Consider the following 26,513-nt stretch of genomic DNA (forward strand, 5'->3'; position numbering starts at 1 on the left):
GCTACACATTGAATCTGAACTCCACCGCATTCCGTAGCCGAATAACGTCTGGGCGTCCCCACGATGAACAGCCAGTCGCCGGGTTGAGTGAGCTGAGTGCGGCAGGTCAAGCTACCAGTCGAGGACGAGTAGCACACCGTCGCCCGAACATGCGGTTGGCACCGTGTGTTCCACGTTGAGGTTGGACAACACGCGCGCGTTTCCGCCAGCCTCCAGGTGGTCGCCGTCCTCGTAGGTCTCGGTCCTGGCGAAACGGGTGATCGTCAGTGATGTGCCGTCATAGGTGAAGCCGCCCTCCGGGAGCATCAAGATCAAAGGATTGCCGACCTTGACAGTGACGCCGTTCTCCTCGGAGGTCATGGACTCACCTGTGTCGATGTACACGCAACCGTCAGCGAACTGCAGGTCACCGGCGACGCCGACGCCGGCAACCGGCGCGTCCTCGGGGTACACGATCGTCGCGACCTCATCACCAGCGGGACCCGCGTCCGACTGAGCCGTGAACCCCGCGCTGATCGTGGGCCACAACAACGCGGCCACTACCACCGTCAGCGCCATGGCCAGAGCCGCGAGGGTGACGCCTCTGCCGGTCTGTGTCTTCGCCCCCATGGGGGCCATCATGCGCTCGGCGCAACGCGGGTATCAAGACTGCAATTGTCACGATTGAGCGTAGGTTGCACCGTGCAGACCTACTGCTCCATTGCCCCCGGACCCCACAGCCTCAGACCGAGAAGATCGACCTGGATGGTTGCGCGCTGCGCTCAGATGTTAGACGGCGACTACACATTGAAGCGGAACTCCACCACGTCGCCGTCGACCATGACGTAGTCCTTGCCCTCCATGCGGACCCAGCCCTTGGCCTTCGCCTCTGCCATGGAGCCGGCCTCGACGAGGTGGTCGAACGAGACGACCTCGGCCTTGATGAAGCCCTTCTCGAAGTCGGTGTGGATGACGCCAGCAGCCTGCGGCGCGGTCCAGCCCTTGCGGATCGTCCACGCGCGGGCCTCCTTCGGGCCTGCGGTGAGGTAGGTCTGGAGGCCGAGCGTGTCGAAGCCGATGTGCGCGAGCTGGTCCAGGCCGGACTCGGTCTGGCCGGTCGACTCGAGCATCTCGCGCGCCTCCTCCTCGTCCAGCTCGATGAGCTCGGACTCGAACTTGGCATCCATGAAGATCGCCTTCGCGGGCGCGACGAGCGCCTCCAGCTCGGCCTTCTTGTCCTCGTCCAGGAGGCCAGCGTCGTCCGTGTTGAAGACGTAGATGAACGGCTTCGTGGTGAGGAGGTTCAGCTCCTTGAGCTCCGCGAGGTCGAGACCGGCGACGGGAGCGCCCGCGAACAGCGTCTGGCCGGCTTCGAGGATCTCCTTGGCCTCCAGCACCGCGTTGAGGAAGTCGGCTGACGCCTTCTTGGCGCGCACCTCCTTCTCGAGCCGGGGCACGACCTTCTCGATGGTCTGCAGGTCGGCGAGGATGAGCTCGGTGGAGATCGTCTCCAGGTCGCCGGCCTCGTCGACCGAGCCCTCGACACGGGTGACGTCCGTGTCGGAGAAGGCTCGGGTCACCTGGCAGATAGCGTCCGCCTCACGGATGTTCGCGAGGAACGCGTTGCCCAGGCCCTCACCCTCGGAGGCGCCCTTCACGATGCCCGCGATGTCCACGAAGGACACGGTGGCGGGCAGCTCACGCTCCGAGTGGAAGATCTCCGCCAGCTTGCCCAGACGGGCATCGGGCAGCGGGACGACGCCGACGTTGGGCTCGATCGTCGCGAACGGATAGTTCGCCGCGAGCACCTCGGCACGGGTCAGAGCGTTGAACAGGGTGGACTTGCCGACGTTGGGCAGTCCGACGATTCCGATAGTGAGAGCCACGGGCGACAAGTCTACCGGCGTGTGCGTGTGCGCGGCTCAGCCACAGTCCCGGGCGCGCGCCTATCCTGACCGCATGAGCTTCGAGGAGATCTTCGCCCCAGGACTGGGGCGCGCCAAGGAAGAGTTGGAGCGCGAGAAGATCCTGCCCGCGCCCGCCCCCATCGCAGGCGCGCCTCTGCCCCCGCCCCCGCCCGACGGCGTGGAGATCCCCTCGCTCGACGACCTGGAGCCGTTCGACGACGAATAGTCGGCGCACTAGTAGTCACTGAGTGCTGAAAAGCGCTCGATTGCCAGCACTCAACGGCTACCAGCGCGCACTGGGCGGGCGGGCGGGCGCGGCGCGGCACGCCGGGCGCCCGCAGGAACGACGAAGGCGGGCCCCGGAACCCCGGGACCCGCCTCTCGCCTGTGCGTCGCTACAGCCCAGCGGACTCGCGTCGGCGCGTCTGCTCGAACGGGTCCGGAACCGGAACCGCGGCGATCAGCTTCTGCGTGTACTCGTGCTGCGGGTTCGAGATGATCTGCCGGGTGGTGCCCTGCTCGACGATCTCGCCCTGACGCATCACCGCGATACGGTCCGAGAGCTGCTCCACGACCGCGAGGTCGTGGCTGACGAAGAGGCAGCCGAAGCCGTGCTTGTCCTGAAGGTCCGCGAAGATCTCCAGCACGCGCGCCTGCACCGACACATCGAGAGCCGAGGTCGGCTCGTCAGCGATCAGCAGCTTGGGCTCGAGCGCCAGCGCACGTGCGATACCGATGCGCTGACGCTGACCGCCCGAGAGCTCGTGCGGGTAGCGGTTGCGGTAGGCGCGAGGGATCTCGACCTGGTCCAGCAGCTCGTTGACGCGAGCGGTGACGCGGTCCTTCTTCCAGCCCGCGAGCACCAGCGGCTCACCGACGGACTGACCGATGGGCCAGCGCGGGTTGAGCGACGAGCCCGGGTCCTGGAAGACGATCGAGAACGACTTGCGCAGCTGCGCCAGGTCGTGCCTGGAGATGCCGTGCATGTCGGTGTCGTTGACCACGAGCGAACCGTCGTGCACGGGCAGCAGGCCGACGGCGCAACGGCCGACGGTCGTCTTGCCCGAGCCGGACTCGCCCACCAGCGCGACCATCTCGCCCTTGCGGATCGTGAGGTCGATGCCGTGCACCGCACGGAACGCCGGCGTCGACCCGTTGCGCGGGTACTCGATGACGAGGTTCTTGGCCTCGAGCACGAGCGGAGCGTCCTCGGGGATGCGCTGCTCGTTCTTGCTGTCGAGCGAGGCGCCGAGGTGCGGCACCGCGCTGAGCAGCGCCTTCGTGTAGTCGTGCTTCGGGTTGGTGAAGATGTCGCCCGAAGCGCCCTCCTCGACCACGCGGCCGTCCTTCATCACGAGGATGCGGTCGGCCATGTCCGCCACCACGCCCATGTCGTGCGTGATGAGCACGATGCCGGCGTGGATGCGGTGCTTGAGATCGCGGATCAGCTCGAGGATCTCCGCCTGCACCGTCACGTCGAGAGCCGTGGTCGGCTCGTCGGCGAACAGCAGCGCCGGGTCGCAGGCGAGCGCCTGCGCGATCATCGCGCGCTGGCGCTGACCACCGGAGAGCTGGTGCGGGTAGGACTCGAAGCGACGTTCGGGCTCGGGGATCTCCACCAGGCGGAGCAGCTCGATCGCGCGCTCCTTCGCCTCGTGGGGGCCGAGGTCGGTGTGCTGACGCAGGGTCTCGACGATCTGGAAGCCCACCGTGTAGACGGGGTTCATCGCCGTCATCGGCTCCTGGAAGATGACGCCGACCTGCGGGCCACGGACACGCGACAGCGCACGCTGCGACATGCCCACGAGCTCGGTGCCGTTCAGCTTCGCGGAGCCGTAGTGGCGCCCGTTGCGCGGCAGCAGACCGATCATCGCCATGGACGACTGAGTCTTGCCGGAGCCGGACTCACCCACGATCGCGAGGACCTCGCCCGCCTTGACCTGGTACTTCAGGTCGATCGCGGCGGGGACCCACTCGCCCTCGACGTAGAAGTCGACGTGCAGGCCGTCCACGTCGAGCACGAGGTCACCAGGCTTCACCTGGTGGCCGACGCCCTCGACGGGCAGCTCGTCGGGAACTGTCTCAACCGTGGCGTCCGCCTCGGTCTCGACGGCAGGCGTTACGGCCTCGGTCGTCTCCGGTGTCTCACCGGACTTGTCACGGCGCGGGGTCACGAGCCCACCTCCGACTCCTGCTTGGTCGCGGCACGCTTGGCGAGCTCGCGCGCCTTCGGGATGCGCTTCTGGCGCGGGTCGAAGGCGTCGCGCAGGCCGTCACCGATCAGGTTGATGGTCAGCGCGAAGGTGATGATGAACAGACCCGGCCACCAGAACAGCCACGGACGCACCTGGAAGGAGCTGCTGTACTGGCTGATGAGGGTTCCCAGCGACACGTTGGGCGCCTGGATTCCGAAGCCGAGGAAGGACAGCGATGCCTCGAGGATCGTCGCGGCGGCCATGAGCAGCGTCGCGTTGACGATGATAACGCCCATCGCGTTCGGCAGGATGTGCCGGAACATGATCGAGCGGTCCTCGGCGCCGGCGACCTTGGCTGCATCCACGAACTCGCGCTCGCGCAGCGACAGGTACTCGGCGCGCACCAGACGCGCGAGGCCTGGCCAGAGAAGCAGGCCGAGCACGAGACCGAAGACCCATGGATCCTTGGTCGTGATCTCGATCGGGCCGAGCACCACGGTCCTGTCGGACAGCATGCGGCCGACGACCGCGGTGACGACGAGCGTCGGGATGGCGATGACCACCTCGGTCATACGCATGAGGACGTTGTCCACCCAGCCGCGGTAGTAGCCGGCGTAGGCGCCGATGATGACACCGAGCGTGGTGGCGACGACGCCCATGATCACCATCACGAGCACGGACACCTGGGCGCCCTGCATGACGCGGGCGAAGATGTCTCGACCGATCTCGTCCTGGCCGAACGGGTGCTCGCCGATCTGGAACGAGCCGTTCTCGAAGCCCATGGTGGGCGCGCCCTTGGGGTTGACCAGGTCGGACCTGTCGTTCGGGCCCCACTTCCACCAGCCGGGAAGTGCACCCACGCCGATCGAGGTGAACACAAGGATCACCGTGAAGGCGAGGACGACGGCCGAGACCATCGCGGCCTTGTGCCGGACGAAGCGCCCCCAGACGATGCGACCGATGGAGAGGCCCTCGGTCTCGTCGGGCTTGTCAGTGTTCTCAGTCATGGTGTTCTCGCTCATGCGTCCACCCGGATTCTCGGGTCGAGGACCGCGTAGAGGATGTCAGCGATCATGTTTCCGATGACGAGCAGCACGCCCGTGACGAGGAAGTAGCCCATGAGGACGTTGGTGTTGACCTCACGGAGCGCCGTCACGAAGAGCTTGCCCATGCCGTTCCACCCGAAGACGGTCTCCGTGATGACCGCACCGCCGATGAGGCTGGCAAGGTCCACGGGGATGATCGTCGCGAGCGGGATCAGCGCGTTGCGGAAGCCGTGACGCATCACGACCGTGCGCTCGGGCAGACCCTTGGCGCGCGCGGTGCGGATGTAGTCCAGGTTCATCACCTCGAGCATCGAGCCACGCATGTAGCGCGTGTAGCCCGCGAGCGAGATCAGGATGATCGCCATGATCGGAAGGATCATGTGGGTGTAGGTGTCGATCGTGCCGACCCAGTAGTTCGTGTTGTCGGCGAGCTGCGGGGTGCTCGAGCCGACGGTCGCGATGGGTCGGCCGTTGATGGTGGAGGTCTCCGTGTAGGGAAGCCACCAGCTCATCAGGTAGTCGAGCCACAGCAGGCCGTAGACGAGGCCACCGGTGATCGCGCCGACGCGGGCGGAGATCTTCTTGTCCGGTCCACGGAAGAGCAGACCGACGACGTATCCCGCGACGATGAAGCCGATCAGCTGGATGAAGGCGACAAGGCCGTCGGTGTAGCCGAAGGCCATCTGCATGGGCCACCAGGCGATGCCGCCGACGGCGGCCATCACGAGCGAGGTGTAGAGCGCCTTGCGGTTGTTCAGACCAGCCGCCAGGAACGTCACCGCGAGCGCGAAGCCCACGCCGAGGATGAGGATCACCACCGGGCCGAGGCTCGGGTCGAGGAACCAGCCGCTCCACGACATGAACGCGAGCACGGCCATGGTGAGGACCGCGGTCGTTCCGCCGACGATGAGGCGGCTCTTCCACGCGCCGCCGACGGCGGCACCGACCACCACGCCGAGGACGCCACCGATGATCAGCAGCGCCAAGGGTGGGATCGTCGGGTCCGCGAGGAAGTCGTTGAAGCCGATCGCTCCCCATTGCTTCAGGAGCACCGCCACCCAGAACGAAGGCAGCGAGTAGAGGAGGAAGTTGACCACGGTCACGCCGTAGTCGAAGCCTGTGTACTGCCGCAAGGCGGAGATCACACCGATCATCACGCCGAGGACGATCGCGGCGACCGAGGAGAATCCGATCAGCTTGAGCGTCTGGCCCGACGCCTTGCCGATCATCTCGGTGACTTCCTGGCCGGTCCTGTAGTCCGTGCCGAGGTCACCGGTGACCGCGTCGGCTGCCCAGTAGAAGTAGCGCACGGGGACGGGGACGTCGAGGTTCAGCTCAGCAGTGCGAGCCGCGATGAGCTCCTCACGGTTCTGCTGGTTCGACGCCCGGAGGTCTTCCAGGGGGTCACCTGCGTTCGCCGCGAGGAGGAAGAAGAGATATGTCGCGGCCAGCAGCACGCCGAGGGCGATGCCGAGCCGCTTGAAAATGAAGCGGGTCATAGGTTCCGTGATTTCGGTGCGGGACAGCGGAGGGGACCGCCGCACAAGGGTACAACGTGCGGCGGCCCCGTCACTGCGTGGGTCCTGCGGCCGCGAGGAAGGTCGTCCCCCGCGGCCGCAGGTTGGCCTGGATTACTCCGCGGCCGGGATGCCCCACTCCCAGTAGTTCCAGAAGATGGTCGGCGAGAGCGGGCTCGTCGACACACCGGTCATCTCGGAGTCGTACACCGTGACGCCCGGGAACTGGAAGATGGTGATGCCGTAGGCGTCGTTCCACAGCTCCGCGTCGATCTGGGCGAGCAGCTCGCGCTGCGCGGCCTCGTCGAACTCGGTCGAGAGCTCGTCGTAGAGCGAGTCCACGGTCTCGTTGGCGTAGCCGGTGAAGTTCGAGCCACCGTCCGAACGGAAGATCGACTCGGCGCCCAGCGGGGACGTCGAGGTCGACTGCCAGCCGAAGAACCAGGCGTCGTAGTCCGGGGTGCCCAGGAGCGAGCCCCAGCTCTCGTTTCCACCGTCGATCAGGTTGAAGCCGGCCTCGGCCAGCTGCGCCTGGTACAGGGTGAACTCGTTGACGCGACGCGTGTTGTTCGACGCGTACAGCATGTTCACGTCGATCGGCGTCTCGACACCGGCCTCCTCGAGCATGGCCATCGCAGCCTCAGCGTCGCCCTGGCCGTAGACCTCGGAGCCGTTCGCGGCGACCGACTCGTCGTAGCCGGGAGCACCCGGGAGGAAGACCTGCGACTGGTTCCACTCGGCGTTCGCCTGGAGCGGGATGATCAGCTTGTCGAGGACCTCGTTGACGTCCACCGCGGTGATGAACGCCTGGCGGACGATCTTCGCCGTCTCGGCGTCGCCGCCGTAGGTGGCGGGGTCGAACGGACCACCGTTGGAGAAGTTGAGGTCGATGTGCTCGTACACGGCCTCGGGCTCGCTGTCGATGGTGACCGCATCGCCGAGCGCCTCAGCAGCCTCGAGGATGTCCGAGGTCGCCTGCGGCTGGGTGATGGAGATCTCACCGTTCTGGATCGCCTGGATCGAGGCGAGCGGGTCGGTGATGTAGCGAACCGTGATGGTCTCGACCGACGGCGCGGGGCCGGCGGCGTAGTCCTCACGCGCCTGGAGGGTGATGTACTCGCCCTCGACGAAGTCGGTGACCTCGTACGCACCGTTGCCGACCAGGATGTTCTGGTCAGCCTCGGCCGGCATGGCCGTGGTGTCGAAGTCGAGGTTCCAGACGTTCGCGAGCTGGATCAGGGTCTCGGTGTCCGAGTTCATGATCGCGTCGTAGACGGCCTGCTTGGCCTCCTCGGCGTCCTCGATGCCGAGGGCACGCTGAGCCACGACGTGCGCGGGCACGCCCACGCCGGTCATGTTGAGACGCCAGTCGATCGAGGGGACCGTGTAGGTCAGCTCGAGCGCGCCGTCGTCGTCGATGGTCGGGAGCTCGGTGTCCGAGATCGCGGTGCCGTAGACGACCGAGTCGAACCACACCGACGAGTCGCTCGGGACGATGACGCCCGTCTCCTCGTCGTACTCCGGCTCGCCCTCGTTGAAGTAGCCGGACAGCGCGGCCCAGTTGAGCAGCAGGTCGGTGGTGTCGACAGCGACGCCGTCCGACCAGGTCACGTCATCGTTGATCGTGTACTTCACGGTCATCGGGTCCTCGGAGACGAGCTCCATGGTGCCGAAGTCCTCGTTGTCGATCAGCTGCTGATCGGCGTCGTAGTAGTTGAAGGACTGCTGCGTCAGGTACAGGATCACGGCGTTGGCCGTGGCGTTACCTGACGACGTGGACGAGTTGAACGAGTACAGCGGCTGGTTCCATGCCACCGTCACCGCCGTGTTCTCCACGATCGCAGACTGTGCAGAGCAGGCTGCCAGGGACAGCGTGGCCGCAGCTGCGACCGCCAGTCCCTTGCTCCATGCGCCGAGCTTCATACTCGACTCCTTTCCGTAGTCGATACCCGCCCAGGAGCACGTGGTCGGTTCCGCTCCAGGGCGCGCACGCTTGTCACGGGGAGGTTCCCCGTTGGCCGAAATCGTAAGGAGCGGTGCGTAACGTTCGCGTTACGGGAGACGTGAACTGACCTGATCGTGTCCAAAATGTGACATAGAAGTTCTTGTTTGGCGGAATTCTGACGCGATGGGCACTTTCGCGCAGGAAAACGGACAGGCTCGACAGGATTGTCACAGGGCCGTGCGAGAGTCGATCCGTGGACATCGTGATCACCGCCCTGCTCGCCCTGACCGTCGGCCTCTCACTGGGCTGGTTCGTCGCCTCCTCGCGCAGCGCCGCGAAGGTGGCGCGCCTCGAGTCGGAGCTGTCCGCGGCAGCGCGCCGGGAGCAGGACCTGCGCGCGTCGCATGAGGCCTATCTCGCCCAGGTGCGCGGAGACCACGAGACGCTTCGTCAGGAGTTCCAGGCGCTCTCCGCGGAGTCGCTTCGCGCAAGCCAGGACGCGCTGCTGCGGACGACGCAGGAGCGGCTTGAGCGGGAGCGGGACGCCGGCCGCGCGGACCTCGAGAGGCGCGAGCAGTCGGTGCTGAGGCTCGTGGAGCCGATGGCCAAGGCGCTGGATGAGGTGCGGCGGCAGACGTCTGAGGCGGAGCGCCTGCGGGTGGCAGGCAACGCCGCGCTCGGTGAGCAGGTGCGTCAGATGCTCGAGGCGTCCGAGAAGGTGTCACGCAAGGCGGACGACTTCATCAACACCCTGCGCCGCTCCGACGTCCGCGGAAACTGGGGCGAGGTGCAGCTGCGCCGCGTGGTGGAGCTCGCAGGGATGCTTCCGCACGTGGACTTCACGGAGCAGGAGGTCGTCAGGGACGGCGAGGGCAGGATCCTCCGCCCGGACATGACCGTCCGGCTGTCGGGCGGCAGGACGATCGTCGTCGACTCCAAGGTCGCGCTCGTCGCGCTCCTTGAGGCCTTCGAGACCGACGACGAGCGGGTCCGGGCCGAACGGCTCCAGGCCCACGCACGCCACGTGCGCACCCATATCGACGATCTCGCGGGCAAGCGGTACTGGGACCAGTTCGACTCCGCACCGGAGTTCGTGGTCATGTTCGTGCCGTCCGAGGCCTTCTATCAGGCGGCCGTGGAGCAGGATCCGGCGCTGCCCGAGTACGCCTTCGCGAAGAAGGTCGTGATCGCGACCCCCACCACGCTCGTCGCGATGCTCCGCACCGCCGCGCACGCCTGGCGCGAGGAGGCGCTGGCACAGAACGCGCACCAGGTGCTCACCACCGGCAAGGAGCTGTACGACAGGCTCATCACGATGGGCACTCACCTGTCCAAGGTCGGACGCTCCCTGGAGAGCGCAGGGAAGGCCTACAACCAGACGGTCGCGTCGCTCGAGTCCCGGGTGCTCGTGACTGCCAGGAGGTTCGGCGAGATGCAGCACCTCGAGGCCTCGCTCGAGTCGCCGGAGCAGGTGTCAGTCGACGCTCGAGAGCTCGCCGCCCCTGAGCTTCGCGACGCGAGCGCGGAAGGCGCGAGCGACTGAAGGACCGGTCGGCTGAGGGAGACCGAGCGGCTCAAACGCAGCCGGGTCAGGCCCGGCCAGCGGGCGTGAGACAGCCGGGTCAGGCCCGGCCCGCGGCCTCCTTGGCCTTCAGGTCGGCCCGGATCTCGCGCGGGAGCGAGAACATGAGGTCCTCCGTCGCCGTACGGACCTCCTCGACCGTCTCGTAGCCGCGAGCCGACAGCGCATCGAGCACGTCACGCACCAGGATCTCGGGGACCGAGGCGCCCGAGGTCACACCCACGGTCTCGACACCCTCGAACCACTCCTCCTCGAGCTCCGCCGCACGATCGATGCGGTAGGAGGCGTTCGCGCCCGACTGCAGCGCGACCTCGACCAGGCGCACCGAGTTCGACGAGTTCGCCGACCCGACCACGATCACCAGGTCTGCCTGCGGCGCGATCTTCTTCACCGCCACCTGGCGGTTCTGGGTCGCGTAGCAGATGTCATCGCTGGGCGGATCCTGCAGGTTCGGGAAGCGCTCGCGCAGGCGGCGGACCGTCTCCATCGTCTCGTCCACCGACAGGGTCGTCTGCGACAGCCACACCACGTTGTCCGGATCCGGGACCACGATGTCGTCCACATCGTCGGGTGAGTTCACGACGATCGTGTGCTCAGGCGCCTCGCCCGCGGTGCCCTCGACCTCCTCGTGACCCGTGTGGCCGATCAGCAGGATCGTCTGATCCGACTTGGCGAACCGGACGGCCTCCTTGTGGACCTTCGTCACGAGCGGGCACGTCGCGTCGATCGTCAGCAGGTTCCTGGAATCGGCGGACTCGCGCACCGCCGGCGAGACCCCGTGCGCCGAGAACACCACGCGGGCACCCTCCGGCACCTCGTCCGTCTCGTCCACGAAGATCGCGCCGCGCTCGGTGAGCGTCTCCACGACGTACTTGTTGTGGACGATCTCCTTGCGCACATAGATGGGCGAACCGTGCAGCTCGAGAGCCTTCTCGACGGCGATCACCGCGCGGTCGACTCCGGCGCAGTAGCCTCGCGGCGCGGCGAGCAGGACCTTCTTGGTGGTGGTGGCGGGCATGCTCCTCATCCTACGTGGCAGGCTGGTGGCCGTGAGCGGCGCTGACGGCTTCCCAGGGGACAACGAGCAGAGCCCCGCGACCCTTCCCGGGACCGCGGCGGAGACCGGCCCGGACCGCCCGTGGCCAGTCCGCCACCTCTCCCCCAAGATCGGCGAGTACATCGCCAGGATGTCGCCCGTCTGGGTCGAAGGCCAGGTGCTGGGGGTCAAGCGCTGGCGCGACCTCGTCTTCCTCACGCTGCGCGACACCGAGGAGAACATGTCCCTCGGCGCGACCCTGCCCGCCGCCGCGGTGGAGGCGCTGGGGGTGCCGCTCGAGGACGGCGCGCGGGTGGTCGTCCATGCGAAGCCGCAGTGGTGGACCAAGACCGGGTCCCTTCAGATGCGCGGCAAGGAGGTCAGGACCGTCGGGCTGGGCGACCTGCTCGCACGCATCGAGATGCTGAAGTCGGCACTGGATGCGGAGGGGCTCTTCGCCGTCGAGCGCAAGATCCCGCTTCCCTTCATGCCTCGGGTGGTCGGCCTCGTGTGCGCGACGCAGGGCGACGCCGAGCACGACGTCGTCGAGAACGCGCAGCGCCGTTGGCCCGCGGTGCGCTTCGAGATCAGGCGCGTCACGGTCCAGGGTCCGCGCGCGGTCCCCGAGGTGGTCGGCGCGATGCGTGAGCTGGATTCGCACCCCGACGTGGACGTGATCGTCGTGGCCCGCGGGGGCGGCGCGCTCGAGGACCTCCTGCCTTTCAGCGACGAGGGAATGGTGCGTGCGGCCGCGGAGATCGTCACACCGCTCGTGAGCGCGATCGGGCACGAGAAGGACTCGCCGCTGCTGGACCTCGTCGCGGACTGGCGTGCGTCGACGCCGACGGACGCCGGCAAGCGCATCGTGCCCGATGCCGCCCAGGAGCTTCTCCAGGTCAGCGGCGCCCGCGAGCGGATCCGCACAGCGGTGACCTCGCGGCTCGATCGGGAGGCCCGCGGCCTCGCCACGTTCCGCACCCGTCCGGTCATGGCGCATCCGGGCCGCATGCTCGACCCGCATCGCGACCGGCTCGAGGCGCTGCATCGGGCGTGCGGTCGTGCGCTCGTTGACGTGCTGAGCACTGCCGACGCGACGACGCGCGAGCTCGCGGCCAGCCTGCGCGCGCTCAGCCCGCAGTCGACGCTGGATCGTGGCTATGCCGTGGTGCGCGACGCGGAGGGCGCGGTCGTGCGAGACGCCGAGCTGCTGGATCCTGGCGACCAGCTGCTCGTCCGCGTGGCGCGCGGCACCTTCATCGCGTCGGTGGACGACGTGGATGTGGACCTGGAGGACGCCTGACGGCTCCTGGCCCTGCCCGGAGGCGCCTCACCGCCGGTGACGACTCCGCACGGCTGACGTCACCCCCGCGGGATCGACATCTTCGCGATCAGCCCTCGGGCGCCGCCCTGCTCCGCCACGCGGCTCCGTGCCACGAAGGCGACGTCCCTGTCACGGCTGCGCGCGAGCCTGTCGAGCACGGCACGCGAGATCGCGGGGTTCCCCGCGAGCGCGAGCTTGACCTCGGGTCGCGGATCGGCCGCGAGACGCTCGTGGATGTCCTCGGGCACGTCGGGTCGCGGGTTGCGGGCGACGCCAGCCCGGACGGTCGCGGCCTCATCGTCAGCAAGCCGGAGGAGCGCGAGCACCGACGTGTGCGGGTGGGCGGCCACGGTCGCCCGGACCAGCGCCTCCTCGCTGTTCGCCAGCCGCGCCAGGTCGGCCTGGGACACGCCCGCATCCAACGTGTTCTTCAGGCTTGCGAGCGCGGTCTCCTGCGAGTGCTTGTCGCTGAACATCTCTCACCCCGTTGTGAGTCGTGGTCGGCAGCCCGCACGGTGCGCGGGCGTCGGTCATGGAGGTCCCTGGAGCGGTCCTCCTCGACGCGCTACGGTGGCCTCGTGTCGAACAATAGCGACGATGTTGCCGGTATGACCTATGAAGACGCGCGGGACGAGCTGATCATGATCGTCGCCAAGCTCGAGGCGGGTGAGGCGACCCTTGAGGAGTCCCTCGGCCTGTGGGAGCGAGGTGAGGCTCTCGCGGCGCGATGCCAGGAGCTCCTCGACGGCGCGAAGGAGCGCATCTCGACGGTCCGCGGTGAGGCGGACATGGCGGATGCGGGAGTGGTCGGCATCGTTCCGGCCGAGGAGGAGGACGACGCATGAGCGGTCACGCGCTGGTGATCGGTGAGGCCCTGGTGGATGTGGTGGTGACGGCCGACGGATCGGTCGCCCGGCATCCCGGCGGTTCACCTGCGAACGTGGCGCTCGGCTTGGCACGTCTCGGGAGGGACGCCGAGCTGCTGACGTGGATGGGCGACGACGCCGACGGCGCTCTGGTGCGCGATCACCTCGCGGAGTCGGGCGTGACGCTGTGCGCGGGCTCGATGGATGCGTCGGCCACCTCGGTGGCGACGGCGACCCTGGACGCGACGGGCGCCGCGACGTATGACTTCGCGCTCGAGTGGTCGCTCAGCCCTCAGGCGCGCACCCGCCCGGAGCCGATGGTCGTGCATACGGGCTCGATCGGAGCCGTGCTGGAGCCAGGGGGCGCCTCGGTCGTGGCGAGGCTCGAGGCTGCGCGCGACACCTCGACGATCAGCTACGACCCGAATGCGCGCCCCTCCCTGATGGGCGATCCGGTGGCGGCGCGTGTCGCCGTGGAGCGGATCGTCGCGCTGTCGGACATCGTGAAGGTGTCCGATGAGGACGTCGCGTGGCTCGCGCCGGGCGAGGACCTGGAGCAGGTGCTGCTCGGATGGCTGGCGATGGGTCCGTCGTTGGTCGTGGTGACCCGCGGCGGTGAGGGCGCGACGGCGTGGACAGCGGAGGGTCGGGTGGACGTGCGCGCCCCGCGCGTCGCGGTGGTGGACACCGTCGGCGCTGGCGACTCGTTCATGGGCGGCCTGATCGACGGCGTGTGGGAGGCGGGCCTCCTCGGCGCCGCCCAGCGGTCGCAGCTCGCGTCGATGGATCTGGACACCGTGTCGGCGATCCTGGAGCGGTGCGCACGGATCGCGGCGATCACGGTCTCGCGTGCGGGGGCGAACCCGCCGTCCAAGCCCGAGCTGGACGCCTAGCGTCAGTCGGCGACGCGGAAGCCTCGCACGGGGGCGAGCCTCATCGGCCGCGCGTCGTCTCCTGAGGCCAGCTTGAGCGCGACGACCGGGGCGGAGACGTCGTAGGCGCGTTCGGTGTCGAGCCTGCCGGTCGCGGCGTCGCTCTCGGGGCCGCGTGCACGCAGCGCGAGCGCCTGGAGCGTGTGGACGGGCGTCGCGGAGTTGCCGACGAGCGCGAGCCGCACCTCAACCGACGGGTCTTGGGCGAGCGCGTCGAGCAGCGCTGACGAGCGCGCGATGGCGCGGTTCCCTGCGAGGGCGATGCGCACCTCGACGGACCTGTCGGTGGCGAGCCGGAGCATGGTGGGCATGGGGATGTCCGGGCGCGCAGCGATGGCGGCACGTACCGCCCTGTCGCGCGAACGGGCCATCTCCGCGATCTCCTGCGGATCGAGCCGGTCGCCTGCGGCGGCCTGCGCGAACATCGCGTTGCGCATTACTGTGCGCCATCCTCGAGCCATTCGGCTTCCCCCTTTGTCTGGCGCGCCCTCCCCTGGGTGCACGCCGGTCACAGTATGAGACATCGGATGCCGTGGACGATGACGAAGGTTTTCTGAGGAGATTCTTTGTGCCTGAGGGCGGATCGACTGCCACAATGGGCGCCATGACAACGGAGTTCAGGATCGAGCACGACACGATGGGTGAGGTGCGGGTCCCCGCCGACGCCCTCTACCGGGCACAGACTCAGCGAGCCGTGGAGAACTTCCCCATCTCGGGGGTGACGCTCGAGCGGCGCCACATCGAGGCGCTCGCGCGGGTCAAGAAGGCCGCGGCTCGCGCGAACGCGGAGCTGGGAGTGCTGGACGCGGACATCGCCGACGCGATCGTCGCCGCCGCGGATGAGGTCGCCTCCGGCAGGCATGACGAGCACTTCCCTGTGGACATCTTCCAGACGGGTTCGGGCACGTCCTCCAACATGAACACGAACGAGGTCATCGCGACCCTCGCGACTCGGACGCTCGGCAAGGAGGTGCACCCGAACGACCACGTCAACGCCTCGCAGTCGTCGAACGACGTGTTCCCCACGTCGGTGCACACCGCCGCCGCAGCGACCCTGGTGCAGGACCTGGTGCCCGCGCTGGAGCACCTCGCCGCGTCGCTCGAGGCGAAGGCGGAGGAGTTCAAGGACGTCGTGAAGTCGGGCCGCACCCACCTGATGGACGCGACCCCGGTGACGCTGGGTCAGGAGTTCGGCGGCTACGCCGCGGCGATCCGGCTGGGAATCGAGCGTCTGCTGGTGGCGCTGCCGCGCGTGGCCGAGGTGCCGCTCGGAGGCACCGCGGTGGGCACCGGCATCAACACTCCGGAGGGCTTCCCGCAGCGCGTGATCGCGCTCCTCGCGGAGGACACGTCCCTTCCGATCACCGAGGCGCGCAACCACTTCGAGGCGCAGTCCGCGCGCGACTCGCTCGTGGAGATCTCGGGTGTGCTTCGCACGATCGCGGTCAGCCTGACCAAGATCTGCAACGACCTGCGCTGGATGGGCTCGGGCCCGAACACGGGGCTGGGCGAGATCGCGCTGCCGGACCTTCAACCTGGATCGTCGATCATGCCGGGCAAGGTGAACCCTGTGGTTCCTGAGGCCGTGCTGATGGTGTGCGCCCGCGTGGTCGGGAACGACGCGACGGTCGCCTGGGCGGGCGCCTCCGGAGCGTTCGAGCTGAACGTGCAGATCCCCGTGATGGCGCTCGGCGCCCTCGAGTCGATGCGTCTGCTGTCGAATGCGACGACGGTCCTCGCGGACCGCACGATCGACGGCATCGCCGCCAACGAGGACAGGGCGCGGTTCCTCGCCGAGGCGAGCCCCAGCATCGTCACCCCGCTCAACCGGGTGATCGGCTACGAGAACGCGGCGAAGATCGCGAAGCACTCGGTGAAGCAGGGCATGACGGTCAGGGAGGCGACGATCGACCTGGGCTTCGTGGAGCGCGGGGAGATCTCGCTCGAGCAGCTCGATGCTCTGCTGGACGTCACCACCATGACGGGGCGCGGCTGAGACCTCCTCGGGGCATCACCCCTGCTGAGAGGCCCGACGCATCGCGGGCTGGGACGTAGGTCCCGCGCGCCGGTAAAGTAGGCGCATCACCACGCGCAGCTGCGGGTCTCACGCAGCGGGGAACACCGGCGCGGGCCCCTGCTGTTGCACCCAGCAGGAGGTAACCCCATGACACGTACACGTGTGCTCATCCTCGGAGGCGGCTACGTCGGCCTCTACACCGCCCTCACGCTCAAGCGGAAGGCCGGGGACAAGGTCGACATCACGCTGATCGACCGACGCCCCTACATGACCTACGCGCCGTTCCTGCCCGAGGCGGGAGCCGGCTCGATCGAGGCGCGCCACGCCGTCGTCCCGTTGCGCCGCACCCTCAAGGGCGTGCGCGTGCTCCAGGGCAAGGTGACGGGCATCAGCCACGCCGACCGCCGGGTCACCGCTCAGACGGACCTGGGCGAGGGGCTCACTCTCGACTACGACGAGCTCGTGGTCGCGCTCGGCGCCGTCTCCCGCACCTTCCCCACGCCCGGCCTCGCGGAGAACGCGATCGGCTTCAAGTACGTGGAGGAGGCGGCCGCGGTCCGCAACCGCATCCTGGGTCGCATCGCCCGCGCGGCGACCACCTCGGACCCGGCGCTGCGCAAGCGTCTGCTGTCGTTCGTCTTCGTCGGCGGCGGCTTCGCAGGGATCGAGGCGTTCTCGGAGACCGAGGACATGGCGAAGGCCACGCTGCGCTACTACCCCGAGCTGTCCCCCGAGGACCTGAACTTCGTGATGGTGGAGGCCGCGAACCACATCCTCCCGGAGATGGGCCCTGACATGGGCGAGTACACCAAGAAGGAGCTCGAGTCGCGTGGCATGCGCGTCCTGCTGTCGACCACCCTCGACAGCTGCGTCGACGGCCACGTCGAGCTGTCGAACGGTGAGGCCTTCGACGCCGACACGATCGTGTGGACGGCTGGCGTGAAGCCCGCGCCGGTGCTCGCCGACTCGGACCTTCCGCTCGGCCCGCGTGGCCACGTGAGCGCCTCCCCCACGCTGCAGGTCGTGAACGAGGACGGCAGCGTCGTCCCCGGCGTGTGGGCCGCAGGCGACGGCGCTCAGGTGCCGAACCTGGTCGAGGGCGAGGGCGACTGGTGCGCCCCGAGCGCCCAGCACGCGGTGCGTCAGGCCCGCCACCTCGGCGCCAACATCGCCGCTCACCTTGCGGGCGAGGAGCTCCACGAGTACAAGCACAAGCACCTGGGCATGGTCGCGTCGCTCGGCCTCAACAAGGGCGTCGCGGTGATCATGGGCGTGAAGCTGCGCGGCTGGCCCGCCTGGGTCATGCACCGCACCTACCACCTGTCCCAGATCCCCACCGTGAACCGCAAGCTGCGCGTGACGCTCGACTGGACGATCGCACTGCTGTTCCGCCGCGACATGGTGTCGCTCGGCCGCGTCGAGGTGCCGCGACGCGCCTTCGAGGAGGCCGCGCGCGGCTGACCCGCGTCAGACACGCGAAAGGGCCGCCATCCGCGTCAGCGGGTGGCGGCCCTTCGTGGTCTGCGGTCGCTACTCAGCCGACGCGATGGTGGGCTTGGCGGCCCTGCCGAGGCAGCAGTCCGTCGGGCAGACGTCCTGCCACGGACCGAGCGACGTGAGCGCCACGCGATCGCGCGGGGCCTCACCGTCACCGGCGACGTGACGCTCCTCGACCAGATCGATCAGCCCCGCGACGAACGCGGGATCCACGCCGACCGTGGGCACGCGAACGGCGCTCAGGCCCCGCTCCTCGCACGTCTCGAGCGCCTCGTTGTCGAGGTCCCACGCGACCTCCATGTGGTCGGACACGAAGCCGACCGGAGAGATCACGAGCCCGGTGGTGGACTCGGGCAGCGCCTCGATCGCGAGGTTGATGTCGGGCTCGAGCCACGGCACGCGCGGGTCGCCCGAGCGCGACTGGAAGACGAGCGACCACGGGACGTCAGGGAACTCGTCGGAGACACGGTCCATGATGAGCGCGGCGACGGCTCGCTGCTGAGCGACGTACCAGCCGCCTCCCTCATGCCATTCCTCGCCGCCGCCGGTCGGCACCGGCGTCCCGTCCGGCAGAGCCTCGCGGGGGCCCGACACGTCGGCCGCAGAGCTGGGGATCGAGTGCGTGGCGAACATGACGTGAGCAGACGCCCCGTCGCCGCGCTCGGCGAGCTCACGGAGGCCGCCGCGGACGGCGTCGACGTTCGGCTCCACGAAGCCCGGGTGGTCGAAGTACTGGCGCACCTTGTCGAGCACCAGCTCACCGGTCAGCCCTGCCTCCTCGAGCGCGGTCGCGAGGTCCTCGCGGTAGGCGCGGCAGCCGGAGTAGGAGGAGAACGCGGTGGTGACCAGCACGAGCACCCGACGGTGGCCGTCGGCGTGGAGCTCCTTGAGCGCATCGGTGAAGTACGGCTCCCAGAAGCGGTTGCCCCAGTAGATCGGCAGCCCGAGCCCGCGCTTCTCGATCTCTGCCTCGAGGGCGGCCTTGAGGTCGCGGTTCTGCTGGTTGATGGGGCTGATGCCGCCGAAGTGCCGGTAGTGGTGCGCGACCTCCTCGAGGCGCTCGTCCGGCACGCCGCGTCCACGCGTCACGTTGCGCAGGTAGGGGATGACGTCGTCCTGACCTTCAGGGCCGCCGAAGCCGGCGAGAAGGATGCAGTCGTACGTCGCAGGATCGACGGTGCGGGACGCGGCTGCGAGCGGGGGCAGGGTGTCGGTCATGACGCGAGCACCTCCACGGCCTCGGCGGTCGTCACGCGACGACCGGTGTAGAACGGCAGCTCCTCGCGCACGTGGCGGCGAGCCTCGGTGTAGCGCAGGTCGCGCATCATGTCGACCAGGTCCGTCACCTCGTCGGCCTCCATGGGAAGCAGCCACTCGTAGTCGCCGAGCGCGAACGCGGCCACGGTGTTCGCGACCACGCCCTTGAACGCGGCACCCTTGATGCCGTGCTCGCGCAGCATCTGCGAGCGCTCCTCCTCCGGCAGCAGGTACCACTCGTACGACCGCACGAAGGGGTAGACGGTCAGCCAGTTGCGGGGGCGCTCGCCGCGCAGGAAGCCGGGGATGTGCGCCTTGTTGAACTCGGCGGCGCGGTGGACGCCCGCGGCGGACCACGTGAGGGTCGTGCCTGCGAGCAGCTCGGTCGCGTGGAGCTCGCGAAGGGCGAGCTGGAGGTCCTCGAGCCGGGGGCCGTGGAGCCACAGCATCACGGTGCCGTCGGCGCGGAGACCGGAGACGTCGTAGATGCCGCGCAGGACCACGTCGTGCTCGGCGAGCTCGGTGACGGCCATGTCGAAGTGCTCGACGACCTCGGCGAGCTCCTCGTCCGGCGCGTCCAGCAGTCCGTCGAGGACGGAGAACAGGGTGAAGCCATCGGGCTGATCGGTCATGCCGTCATCCTCTCTTGTGAATTGCTCAAAACAAAATCTTGGGAGACGATCGCCGCGATGCCGCTCAGGCCCGCAGCCGACCCCACGACCTCGAGGTGTGGAGCGTCCCACCCCGGCGCATGCTCGGACGGCGCGGAGTCGGGCCACGCCACCACGCCATGCGCCCTCACCTGGGCCGGCGTGAGCGTCACGCCAAGCAGCCGCGAAGCGTCCGCGAGCGCCTGTCCCGCGAGCGAACCCGCGCTGGTGACGGGCCCCTCACGATCGAGCCCCGAGATCGCACGCGCGTCGTAGGAGAGGCGCACGACGTGCCGCCCGGGCGCGCGCTCCGCGAGCCACCGCCACTTCGCCGTGGCGTGGGTGAGGGCCTTGGCGCGGGTCACCCCGCCCACGGCGAGCACCCCCGTTCCACGCGGAGCGGAATCCAGCGCGGGCGCGTTCAGGACGAGCGTGACAAGGACCGCGCGGCCGGGCTTGCGCGGCTCCTCGCGGCGCTCCGGACCTGGCAGCAGCCTGTACGCCTCGGACTGCGGCACGGCGACCACGAGCGCACCCACCCTGACGGGGCGCTTGTCGCTCGCGATCTCCACCAGCCAGCCGTCGCGCTCGTCGGGGCGCACCGACACCACGTCGGCACCGGTGCGGATCGCACCACCCAGCTCGCGCACCTGCCGGGCCAGCTCCTCGGCGATCGTCGCGATTCCGCCCTCGAGCCCCATCGCCGCGGATCCTGCGGGCGACGCCTGACGGCGAGCGGCGGCGAGGGCCACGAGCCCGCCCTCGGCCGCGAGGTCCTCGGCCACGCCCTTGCCGAGCGAGGCGAACGGCAGCTCGTCGAGCGGGCGCGAGTAGATGCCCCTGACGACCGGCTCGACGAGACGGGTCGTCGCGCGCCGGCCGATCCTTCGCCTGATCACGGAACCGGCCGTGGCGGAGGCCGCGGGCTTCGAGACGGGGAGCAGCGTGTCGAGCCACACTCGCCACGAGCCGAGCCTGCCGAGCGCCGACACCACGTCGGGCGCGAACGGGTCGACCGGCACGCCCATCCAGCCCGCGGCAGGCAGCGGGTGTGCGCGCGTGGGGCCGACCACCCATGCCGGAGTCGGCGCAGGGGCGACCATCCTGTCCTCGAGCCCCAGCTCCCTGACGAGCCTCTCGACGGCACCGTCGCGCACCGCGAAGGACTCGGCGCCCGCGTCGAGCTCGAGCCCGTCGAGCTCGAGCCGCGACACCCTGCCACCGACGCGCGGCGCGGCCTCGAGCACCGTGACGACGTCACCCGCGCGCAGATGGCGACGTGCGGCGAGAAGTCCCGCGATGCCCCCTCCGACCACAGCGACCGTCCGGCGCTGGGGCAGCGACGGCTCGGTGCGACCCTCAGGCTCAGCCATGCTCGTGGACGTACTCGACGACCTTCTTCACCACGGCGGGGTCCGCGTGCGGCGGCATCCCGTGGCCCAGGTTGACCACGTGGCCGTGCGCCACGGCGCCGCGCGTAAGGACGTCCTGGACGTGCGCCTCGAGCACGTCGGCAGGCGCGGCGAGCAGTGCAGGGTTGATGTTGCCCTGGAGGGCGACGTCGGGGATGATCCCGGCCGCCTCATCGAGCGGGGTGCGGTAGTCGACGCCGACTGCGGTCGCGCCTGCCTGAGCGAGCGCGGGAAGCAGATGGCCGGCCGCTGTCGCGAAGTGGATGCGGGGCACGCCCAGGTCGGCGACGGCGCCGAGCGCGCGGGCCGACCCACCCGCGCAGTGCTCCTGATAGTCGCGCTCGGACAGCGCGCCCGCCCACGAGTCGAACAGCTGAACGGCGGACGCGCCCGCGAGGACCTGCGCACGCAGGAAGCGGCCCGCGACAGCGGAGGTCCAGTCGACCAGCGCCTCCCATGCGTCGGGGTCGGAGTACATGAGCTCGCGCGCCGCGAGGTGATCGCGGGAGGGCCGGCCCTCGACCATGTAGGCCGCGAGCGTGAACGGGGCACCGGCGAAGCCGATCAGCGGCGTCGCACCGAGCTCCGCGACAGTCAGCTCCACGGCACGACGGATGGGCTCGAGCGCGGTGTCGAGCACCCCGCCATCACCCTCCTCGCCCAGCTCGGGAAGCGCCTCCACGTCGGCCAGAGTGCGGACGGGCGCGCCGAAGACCGGGCCGACGCCGGGCGCGATGTCCACGTCCACGCCGGCGGCACGCAGCGGCACGACGATGTCCGAGTAGAAGATGCCGGCGTCCACGTCGTACCGGCGCACCGGCTGCAGGGTGATCTCCGCCGCGAGCTCGGGCGTGAAGCACGCCTCGAGCATCGTCGAGTCGACGCGGGCGGCACGGTACTCGGGAAGCGAGCGACCCGCCTGGCGCATGAACCACACGGGCCTGCGCGAGGGCTCACGGCCCTGCAGGGCGGCGATCAACGGGGAGTCCGCGGTGAGGCCGGAGGCGAGCGGATGGCTCACGGGGAGTGCACTCGAGGTCATGTCTCGATTCTGCCCTGTTCCGGTCGATGTGCTACCCACAGAGAGTGCATGCGAGAATGGATCCGCCATGTTGATGTCCCTCGTGGCCAGTCACCGCAACCGCGACCTCGCGCTGCTCGAGCAGTTGAGCCTCGGCGCGCAGAGCGTGGCGGATCTTGCGGTGGACGGCCAGTCCCCCGTCTCCGGCGCCGTCGTGCTGCCCACCTGCAACCGCTTCGAGGTGTACCTCGAGACCGACGACGCCGCGTCCGCGCGCGCGGAGGTCGTCTCGACCCTCGCCGCCGCCTCCGGACTCGCCGAGGACGTGGTGGCAGAGGCGCTCCTGGTCTACGAGGACGATGACGCCGCGCAGCACCTCATGTCGGTCGCCTCGGGTCTCGAGTCGATGGTCGTCGGCGAACGTGAGATCTCCGGTCAGGTGCGCCGCGCACACCTGGATGCCCAGCAGCGCCACCACATCTCGTCGCGGCTCGATCGCCTCTTCCAGTCCGCGCTGCGGACTTCACGCGTCGTCGCCTCGACCACGGGCGTCGGCACGTCCGGCCGCTCGGTCGTGTCCGTCGCTCTGGACCTGGCCGACGAGACCGTCGCCTGGCCCGGTGCCCGCACCCTGATGATCGGCACGGGCGCGCTCGCCGAGTCCGGGGTCGCGACCCTCCGCGCGCGTGGCGCGGTCCTCACCGGAGTGTTCTCCCCGTCGGGCCGTGGCCCCCTCTTCGGCTCGCGCCATGGGGTTCCCGTGGTCGAGTCCGACGCGCTCGCCGAGGCCGTGCGCGAGGCCGACGTCATCTACGCCTGCTCGGGCGGCGAGAGCATCGTCCTCACGCCCGCGCTCGTGTCGAGCGCTCGTGCGGGGGCGGCCCACCCGCTCACGATCGTGGACCTCGCGCTGCACCGGGACGTCGCTCCCGGCGTGGAGGACCTGCGGGACGTGCGCGTCATCAACCTGGAGCACGTGGGCCGTCACGCGCCCGGCGAGTCGGTCGAGGCCCTCGAGGCCGCGCGGTCGATCGTGGCGCACGCCGTCGCACGCCTGGGCGACGGCGAGACCGAGCGCGCGCTCGACCCCGCGATCGTCGCCCTGCGTGAGCACGTGTTCGGGCTGCTCGAGAAGGAGCTCGCCAGGATCCGCCCGGCCGCGGACGCCGACGCGGAGACGGTCGCGCAGGCCGAGCTCGCGGAGCAGTCGCTCCGTCGCTTCGCGCGCACGCTGCTCCACACGCCCACCGTGCGCGCCCGCGAGCTGGCGCGCGCAGGCGAGACCGAGCACTACCTTCACGCGATCCGCACGCTCTACGGGATCGACATCGCGATGCAGGACGACGCATGCCCCGCCCCGGGGATCGTCCAGCAGAGCGACGAGCACTCCATTTAGCAACGCCATTGTTGCGTTAATTCTTGCTCCTGCACTAGGTTAGGCAAGCCTCACCGGCGCACACTCGCGCCCTGCCGCCCCCGAAGGAGCCCCATGCGCACGCGCGTCCTCGTCACGATCGCCGCCGCGATCGCGCTCGTGGTCGCAGTCGCCCTCTCGCTCGCCATCGGCTCACGCGCGATCGACCTCGGGACGGTGTGGCAGGCGCTCACCCAGCTCGATCCGAACGACCCCGAGCAGCTCATCATCCGAGAGCTCCGCGTCTCCCGCACCATGATCGGGATCCTCGCAGGGGCCGCACTCGGCGTCGCCGGCGCACTCATGCAGTCGCTCACCCGCAACCCCTTCGCCGACCCGGGACTGCTCGGCATCAATGCAGGAGCCTCGCTCGCCGTCGTCATCGCCCTCTCCACAGGGATCGCCACCACCTTCGGCGCGCAGGTGTGGTTCGCCTTCGCGGGCGCCGGCCTCGCCGCCGTCATCGTCTACGCCATCGGCGCACGCGGCGCCGCCGCAGGAGCGCCCGTGCGGCTCGCGCTCGCAGGCGTCGCGTTCACCGCGCTCGTCACCTCCGTCACCTACGCGGTCCTGCTCGTCAACGAGCAGACCCTCGAGCAGTACCGCCTCTGGGTCGCCGGCTCCCTCACCGGCCGGCAGAACCACGACCTCACCGCGCTCGCGCTCATCGTCGGCGGCTCGATCGCCGCAGGCCTGCTCGTCTCACGACAGCTCCAGGCCATCGCTCTCGGAGAGGACGCCGCGCGCGCACTCGGCGTCAACATCGGCGTCATCCGCGCGCTCATCGTGCTGCTCGTCACGCTCCTCGCCGGCGCCGCCACCGCTGCCGCCGGACCCATCGTCTTCGTCGGCCTCGCAGTGCCGCATCTCGCACGCGCCCTCGTCGGCGCCTCCCTCCCCTGGCTCCTCGTCGTGAGCGCGCTCGGCGGCGCCGCGCTCGTGCTCATGTGCGACGTCATCGGCCGCGTCATCGCCTACCCCGGCGAGATCGGCGTCGGCATCACCACCGCGTTCCTCGGAGGACTCCTCTTCGCCCTCATGGCACGGCGCATGAAGGTGGTGGAGCTGTGAGGATCCTCCGCCTCGGGCCGCTCGGCATCACCACCCACCGACGCACCTTCGCCGTCGGACTCGTGATGCTCGCCGCCCTCGCCGGCCTGTTCATCGTCGCCCTCACCGTCGGCAAGTCGGACATCACGATCCTCGACGGACTCCGCGCGGCCGTCGGCATCCCCGTCGGCGCCCCCACCGACTTCATCGTCGGCCAGGTGCGCGCACCGCGCGCGCTCACCGCGATCCTCGTCGGCGCGATGCTCGGCCTCTCCGGCGCGATCCTCCAATCGCTCACCCGCAACCCGCTCGCGTCGCCCGACTTCATCGGCATCTCCGCAGGAGCAGGCACTGGCGCCGTCCTCACCCTCTGGCTCATCGGCGCCAGCTCGCTCTGGGTCGTCGCAGGCGGAGCCATCGTCGGCGCCCTCATCGCGTCCGCCCTCATCCTGCTGCTGTCCTGGCGGCACGGCATCGTGCCCCTGCGCCTCATCCTCGCCGGAATCGGCATGGGCTTCGTCGCCCAGGCCGCCACCCAGTACTTCCTCACCCGCATGGACGTGCACGACGCCGGCAATGCGCTCGGCTGGCTCGTCGGGTCGACCACCGGGCGCACATGGACCCACGTGACGGTCGCCGCGATCGCCCTCGCGGTGCTCGCACCCCTCGTCCTCTGGAACGCACGCGCCCTGCGCACCATGGAGATGGGAGACGACACCGCCCGCTCGCTCGGCATCTCCGTCGGCCCCGCCAGAGCGACGCTCGCCGTCTCCTCCGTGCTGCTGGCCGCGAGCGCCGTCGCCCTCACCGGCCCGATCGCGTTCATCGCGCTCGTCGCGCCCGCGCTCGCGCTGCGCCTCACCCGCAACGCCGGAGTGACCCTCATCCCCTCCGCCCTCATGGGTGCGGTCCTCCTGCTCGCAGCGGACCAGCTCGCGCAGCAGATGCCCGACACCCTCCAGCTGCCCGTCGGAACATTCACCGCCGTCGTCGGCGCGCCCTACCTGCTGTGGCTCGTGTGGCGCGCCTCCCGAGGAGGCCCTTCATGACACCGACCCTGAAGACCAGCGAAGCCGTCATCGGATACGGCGGTCCGCCCATCGTGCGGGGCGTCGACGTCGAGATCCCCGACGGCCAGATCACCGCGATCATCGGACCCAACGGCTGCGGCAAGTCCACCCTGCTGCGTGCCCTCGCGCGCCTGCTCACCCCCACCGAGGGCACGGTCCTCCTCGACGGCACCGACATCCACCGCATCCCCACCCGCGAGGTCGCCCGACGCGTCGGCCTGCTCCCGCAGTCGCCGATCGCACCCGCGGGCATCACCGTGCGTGAGCTCGTCGCCCGCGGCCGCACTCCCCACCAGAAGGTCCTCCGCCCGTGGAGCCCCGAGGACGAGACCGCCGTCATGTCGGCCCTCCACTCGACGCAGCTCACCGACATCGCCGACGAGTCGGTCGACCAGCTCTCAGGAGGCCAGCGCCAGCGCGCCTGGATCGCCATGGCGCTCGCCCAGGACACCCCCGTGATGCTGCTCGACGAGCCCACCACGTACCTGGACATCGCGCACCAGTACGAGGTGCTCGACCTGCTGCACAGGCTCCACCACCGGCAGGCCCGCACCATCGTGATGGTCGTGCACGACCTGCACCAGGCGGCCAGGTACGCCCACCACGTCATCGCGATGTCCGAAGGCGAGGTCGCCGCCAGCGGTGCACCCTCCGAGGTGCTCACCGAGCAGCTCGTCAGCTCCGTCTTCGGCCTCGACGTGCGCGTCCTCACCGACCCCGTCACCGGCACCCCCGTCGTCATCCCTGCCCACTCACCCGGCGGGCACGACGCCGACCCCACCTGAACGTCACCACCCCC

General features: G+C 69.5%; 24 protein-coding genes. 11 read left to right on the forward strand and 13 right to left on the reverse strand.

Annotated elements, in window-relative coordinates:
- Positions 1-111: 111 nt before the first annotated feature.
- Positions 112-609 carry a hypothetical protein gene (locus QQX04_RS13740; protein WP_301130158.1) on the reverse strand — a complete coding sequence of 166 codons (498 nt, stop codon included), beginning with the start codon at positions 607-609 and terminating at the stop codon, positions 112-114.
- A 170-nt stretch (positions 610-779) separates the two neighbouring features.
- A complete protein-coding gene (ychF, locus tag QQX04_RS13745; protein ID WP_301130159.1) occupies positions 780-1,865 on the reverse strand; it encodes a redox-regulated ATPase YchF in 1,086 nt (361 codons plus the stop codon).
- A gap of 73 nt (positions 1,866-1,938) precedes the next feature.
- Here ychF and QQX04_RS13750 point away from each other — a divergent pair, with 73 nt between their 5' ends.
- A complete protein-coding gene (locus QQX04_RS13750) occupies positions 1,939-2,112 on the forward strand; it encodes a hypothetical protein (RefSeq protein ID WP_301130161.1) in 174 nt (57 codons plus the stop codon).
- A gap of 169 nt (positions 2,113-2,281) precedes the next feature.
- Here QQX04_RS13750 and QQX04_RS13755 read toward each other — a convergent pair whose 3' ends face one another.
- The 4 genes from QQX04_RS13755 to QQX04_RS13770 form a co-directional block, all read right to left on the reverse strand.
- Positions 2,282-3,925, reverse strand: coding sequence for an ABC transporter ATP-binding protein (locus tag QQX04_RS13755; RefSeq protein WP_301130274.1), 1,644 nt, complete (start codon positions 3,923-3,925; stop codon positions 2,282-2,284).
- Positions 3,926-4,056: 131 nt separating this feature from the next.
- Positions 4,057-5,088: an ABC transporter permease gene (locus QQX04_RS13760; protein ID WP_301130162.1), complete on the reverse strand. Its 1,032-nt coding sequence runs from the start codon at positions 5,086-5,088 to the stop codon at positions 4,057-4,059.
- Between the two features lie 11 nt (positions 5,089-5,099).
- Positions 5,100-6,626, reverse strand: coding sequence for an ABC transporter permease (locus QQX04_RS13765; protein WP_301130164.1), 1,527 nt, complete (start codon positions 6,624-6,626; stop codon positions 5,100-5,102).
- Between the two features lie 132 nt (positions 6,627-6,758).
- On the reverse strand, positions 6,759-8,567 hold the full coding sequence (locus tag QQX04_RS13770; RefSeq protein WP_301130165.1) for an ABC transporter family substrate-binding protein: 1,809 nt from the start codon (positions 8,565-8,567) through the stop codon (positions 6,759-6,761).
- Between the two features lie 275 nt (positions 8,568-8,842).
- Between QQX04_RS13770 and QQX04_RS13775 the strand changes: the two genes are divergently transcribed.
- A complete protein-coding gene (locus tag QQX04_RS13775) occupies positions 8,843-10,132 on the forward strand; it encodes a DNA recombination protein RmuC (protein WP_301130167.1) in 1,290 nt (429 codons plus the stop codon).
- Between the two features lie 79 nt (positions 10,133-10,211).
- On the opposite strand, the gene QQX04_RS13780 is transcribed toward QQX04_RS13775, so the two are convergent.
- The gene (locus tag QQX04_RS13780) at positions 10,212-11,198 is read right to left on the reverse strand and encodes a 4-hydroxy-3-methylbut-2-enyl diphosphate reductase (protein ID WP_301130169.1); all 987 of its coding nucleotides are present in this window, start codon (positions 11,196-11,198) and stop codon (positions 10,212-10,214) included.
- On the opposite strand from QQX04_RS13780, the gene xseA reads away from it, so the two are divergent.
- Positions 11,188-12,507, forward strand: a complete 1,320-nt coding sequence (gene xseA, locus QQX04_RS13785) for an exodeoxyribonuclease VII large subunit (protein WP_301130171.1) — start codon at positions 11,188-11,190, stop codon at positions 12,505-12,507. The genes QQX04_RS13780 and xseA overlap by 11 nt on opposite strands.
- A gap of 59 nt (positions 12,508-12,566) precedes the next feature.
- Here the strand turns inward: xseA and QQX04_RS13790 are convergent, their stop codons facing one another.
- Positions 12,567-13,004, reverse strand: a complete 438-nt coding sequence (locus tag QQX04_RS13790) for a hypothetical protein (protein ID WP_301130172.1) — start codon at positions 13,002-13,004, stop codon at positions 12,567-12,569.
- A gap of 66 nt (positions 13,005-13,070) precedes the next feature.
- Here QQX04_RS13790 and QQX04_RS13795 point away from each other — a divergent pair, with 66 nt between their 5' ends.
- Together QQX04_RS13795 and QQX04_RS13800 are read left to right on the forward strand one after the other, a co-directional pair.
- Positions 13,071-13,373, forward strand: coding sequence for an exodeoxyribonuclease VII small subunit (locus QQX04_RS13795; RefSeq protein ID WP_301130276.1), 303 nt, complete (start codon positions 13,071-13,073; stop codon positions 13,371-13,373).
- On the forward strand, positions 13,370-14,287 hold the full coding sequence (locus QQX04_RS13800; RefSeq protein ID WP_301130174.1) for a carbohydrate kinase family protein: 918 nt from the start codon (positions 13,370-13,372) through the stop codon (positions 14,285-14,287). Before QQX04_RS13795 ends, QQX04_RS13800 begins: the two co-directional genes overlap by 4 nt.
- A gap of 2 nt (positions 14,288-14,289) precedes the next feature.
- On the opposite strand, the gene QQX04_RS13805 is transcribed toward QQX04_RS13800, so the two are convergent.
- Positions 14,290-14,763: a hypothetical protein gene (locus QQX04_RS13805; RefSeq protein ID WP_301130175.1), complete on the reverse strand. Its 474-nt coding sequence runs from the start codon at positions 14,761-14,763 to the stop codon at positions 14,290-14,292.
- A 167-nt stretch (positions 14,764-14,930) separates the two neighbouring features.
- Here QQX04_RS13805 and QQX04_RS13810 point away from each other — a divergent pair, with 167 nt between their 5' ends.
- Positions 14,931-16,322: a class II fumarate hydratase gene (locus QQX04_RS13810; RefSeq protein ID WP_301130177.1), complete on the forward strand. Its 1,392-nt coding sequence runs from the start codon at positions 14,931-14,933 to the stop codon at positions 16,320-16,322.
- A 168-nt stretch (positions 16,323-16,490) separates the two neighbouring features.
- The gene (locus QQX04_RS13815) at positions 16,491-17,804 is read left to right on the forward strand and encodes an NAD(P)/FAD-dependent oxidoreductase (RefSeq protein WP_301130179.1); all 1,314 of its coding nucleotides are present in this window, start codon (positions 16,491-16,493) and stop codon (positions 17,802-17,804) included.
- A 69-nt stretch (positions 17,805-17,873) separates the two neighbouring features.
- On the opposite strand, the gene QQX04_RS13820 is transcribed toward QQX04_RS13815, so the two are convergent.
- From QQX04_RS13820 to hemE, 4 genes are read right to left on the reverse strand one after another with little or no spacing between them, the layout of a single operon-like run.
- Positions 17,874-19,058 carry a ferrochelatase gene (locus tag QQX04_RS13820; RefSeq protein WP_301130180.1) on the reverse strand — a complete coding sequence of 395 codons (1,185 nt, stop codon included), beginning with the start codon at positions 19,056-19,058 and terminating at the stop codon, positions 17,874-17,876.
- Positions 19,055-19,729 carry a hydrogen peroxide-dependent heme synthase gene (gene hemQ / locus QQX04_RS13825; protein WP_301130182.1) on the reverse strand — a complete coding sequence of 225 codons (675 nt, stop codon included), beginning with the start codon at positions 19,727-19,729 and terminating at the stop codon, positions 19,055-19,057. Before hemQ ends, QQX04_RS13820 begins: the two co-directional genes overlap by 4 nt.
- Positions 19,726-21,120, reverse strand: coding sequence for a protoporphyrinogen/coproporphyrinogen oxidase (locus tag QQX04_RS13830; RefSeq protein ID WP_301130183.1), 1,395 nt, complete (start codon positions 21,118-21,120; stop codon positions 19,726-19,728). The genes hemQ and QQX04_RS13830 overlap by 4 nt, the downstream gene beginning before the upstream one ends.
- Positions 21,113-22,201, reverse strand: a complete 1,089-nt coding sequence (gene hemE / locus QQX04_RS13835) for a uroporphyrinogen decarboxylase (protein WP_301130185.1) — start codon at positions 22,199-22,201, stop codon at positions 21,113-21,115. The genes QQX04_RS13830 and hemE overlap by 8 nt, the downstream gene beginning before the upstream one ends.
- Before the next feature lie 67 nt (positions 22,202-22,268).
- Between hemE and QQX04_RS13840 the strand changes: the two genes are divergently transcribed.
- The 4 genes from QQX04_RS13840 to QQX04_RS13855 all read left to right on the forward strand — a co-directional run bounded on the left by QQX04_RS13840 (position 22,269) and on the right by QQX04_RS13855 (position 26,499).
- Positions 22,269-23,576 (forward strand): glutamyl-tRNA reductase, encoded by a 1,308-nt coding sequence (locus QQX04_RS13840; RefSeq protein WP_301130187.1) that lies wholly within the window; start codon positions 22,269-22,271, stop codon positions 23,574-23,576.
- Between the two features lie 93 nt (positions 23,577-23,669).
- Positions 23,670-24,665 carry a FecCD family ABC transporter permease gene (locus QQX04_RS13845; RefSeq protein WP_301130189.1) on the forward strand — a complete coding sequence of 332 codons (996 nt, stop codon included), beginning with the start codon at positions 23,670-23,672 and terminating at the stop codon, positions 24,663-24,665.
- On the forward strand, positions 24,662-25,693 hold the full coding sequence (locus QQX04_RS13850; protein ID WP_301130191.1) for a FecCD family ABC transporter permease: 1,032 nt from the start codon (positions 24,662-24,664) through the stop codon (positions 25,691-25,693). The genes QQX04_RS13845 and QQX04_RS13850 overlap by 4 nt, the downstream gene beginning before the upstream one ends.
- On the forward strand, positions 25,690-26,499 hold the full coding sequence (locus QQX04_RS13855; RefSeq protein ID WP_301130193.1) for an ABC transporter ATP-binding protein: 810 nt from the start codon (positions 25,690-25,692) through the stop codon (positions 26,497-26,499). The genes QQX04_RS13850 and QQX04_RS13855 overlap by 4 nt, the downstream gene beginning before the upstream one ends.
- Positions 26,500-26,513: the final 14 nt, after the last annotated feature.

Source organism: Demequina zhanjiangensis (assembly GCF_030418315.1).
GTDB classification, from domain to species: domain Bacteria; phylum Actinomycetota; class Actinomycetes; order Actinomycetales; family Demequinaceae; genus Demequina; species Demequina zhanjiangensis.

Coding starts and splice junctions, on each gene's coding strand:
- QQX04_RS13740 (WP_301130158.1), bottom strand. CDS start 609: ATGGGGGCGAAGACACAGACCGGCAGAGGCGTCACCCTCGCGGCTCTG.
- QQX04_RS13750 (WP_301130161.1), top strand. CDS start 1,939: ATGAGCTTCGAGGAGATCTTCGCCCCAGGACTGGGGCGCGCCAAGGAA.
- QQX04_RS13760 (WP_301130162.1), bottom strand. CDS start 5,088: ATGACTGAGAACACTGACAAGCCCGACGAGACCGAGGGCCTCTCCATC.
- QQX04_RS13765 (WP_301130164.1), bottom strand. CDS start 6,626: ATGACCCGCTTCATTTTCAAGCGGCTCGGCATCGCCCTCGGCGTGCTG.
- QQX04_RS13770 (WP_301130165.1), bottom strand. CDS start 8,567: ATGAAGCTCGGCGCATGGAGCAAGGGACTGGCGGTCGCAGCTGCGGCC.
- xseA (WP_301130171.1), top strand. CDS start 11,188: ATGCTCCTCATCCTACGTGGCAGGCTGGTGGCCGTGAGCGGCGCTGAC.
- QQX04_RS13780 (WP_301130169.1), bottom strand. CDS start 11,198: ATGAGGAGCATGCCCGCCACCACCACCAAGAAGGTCCTGCTCGCCGCG.
- QQX04_RS13790 (WP_301130172.1), bottom strand. CDS start 13,004: ATGTTCAGCGACAAGCACTCGCAGGAGACCGCGCTCGCAAGCCTGAAG.
- QQX04_RS13800 (WP_301130174.1), top strand. CDS start 13,370: ATGAGCGGTCACGCGCTGGTGATCGGTGAGGCCCTGGTGGATGTGGTG.
- QQX04_RS13805 (WP_301130175.1), bottom strand. CDS start 14,763: ATGCGCAACGCGATGTTCGCGCAGGCCGCCGCAGGCGACCGGCTCGAT.
- QQX04_RS13810 (WP_301130177.1), top strand. CDS start 14,931: ATGACAACGGAGTTCAGGATCGAGCACGACACGATGGGTGAGGTGCGG.
- QQX04_RS13815 (WP_301130179.1), top strand. CDS start 16,491: ATGACACGTACACGTGTGCTCATCCTCGGAGGCGGCTACGTCGGCCTC.
- QQX04_RS13820 (WP_301130180.1), bottom strand. CDS start 19,058: ATGACCGACACCCTGCCCCCGCTCGCAGCCGCGTCCCGCACCGTCGAT.
- hemQ (WP_301130182.1), bottom strand. CDS start 19,729: ATGACCGATCAGCCCGATGGCTTCACCCTGTTCTCCGTCCTCGACGGA.
- QQX04_RS13830 (WP_301130183.1), bottom strand. CDS start 21,120: ATGGCTGAGCCTGAGGGTCGCACCGAGCCGTCGCTGCCCCAGCGCCGG.
- hemE (WP_301130185.1), bottom strand. CDS start 22,201: ATGACCTCGAGTGCACTCCCCGTGAGCCATCCGCTCGCCTCCGGCCTC.
- QQX04_RS13840 (WP_301130187.1), top strand. CDS start 22,269: ATGTTGATGTCCCTCGTGGCCAGTCACCGCAACCGCGACCTCGCGCTG.
- QQX04_RS13845 (WP_301130189.1), top strand. CDS start 23,670: ATGCGCACGCGCGTCCTCGTCACGATCGCCGCCGCGATCGCGCTCGTG.
- QQX04_RS13855 (WP_301130193.1), top strand. CDS start 25,690: ATGACACCGACCCTGAAGACCAGCGAAGCCGTCATCGGATACGGCGGT.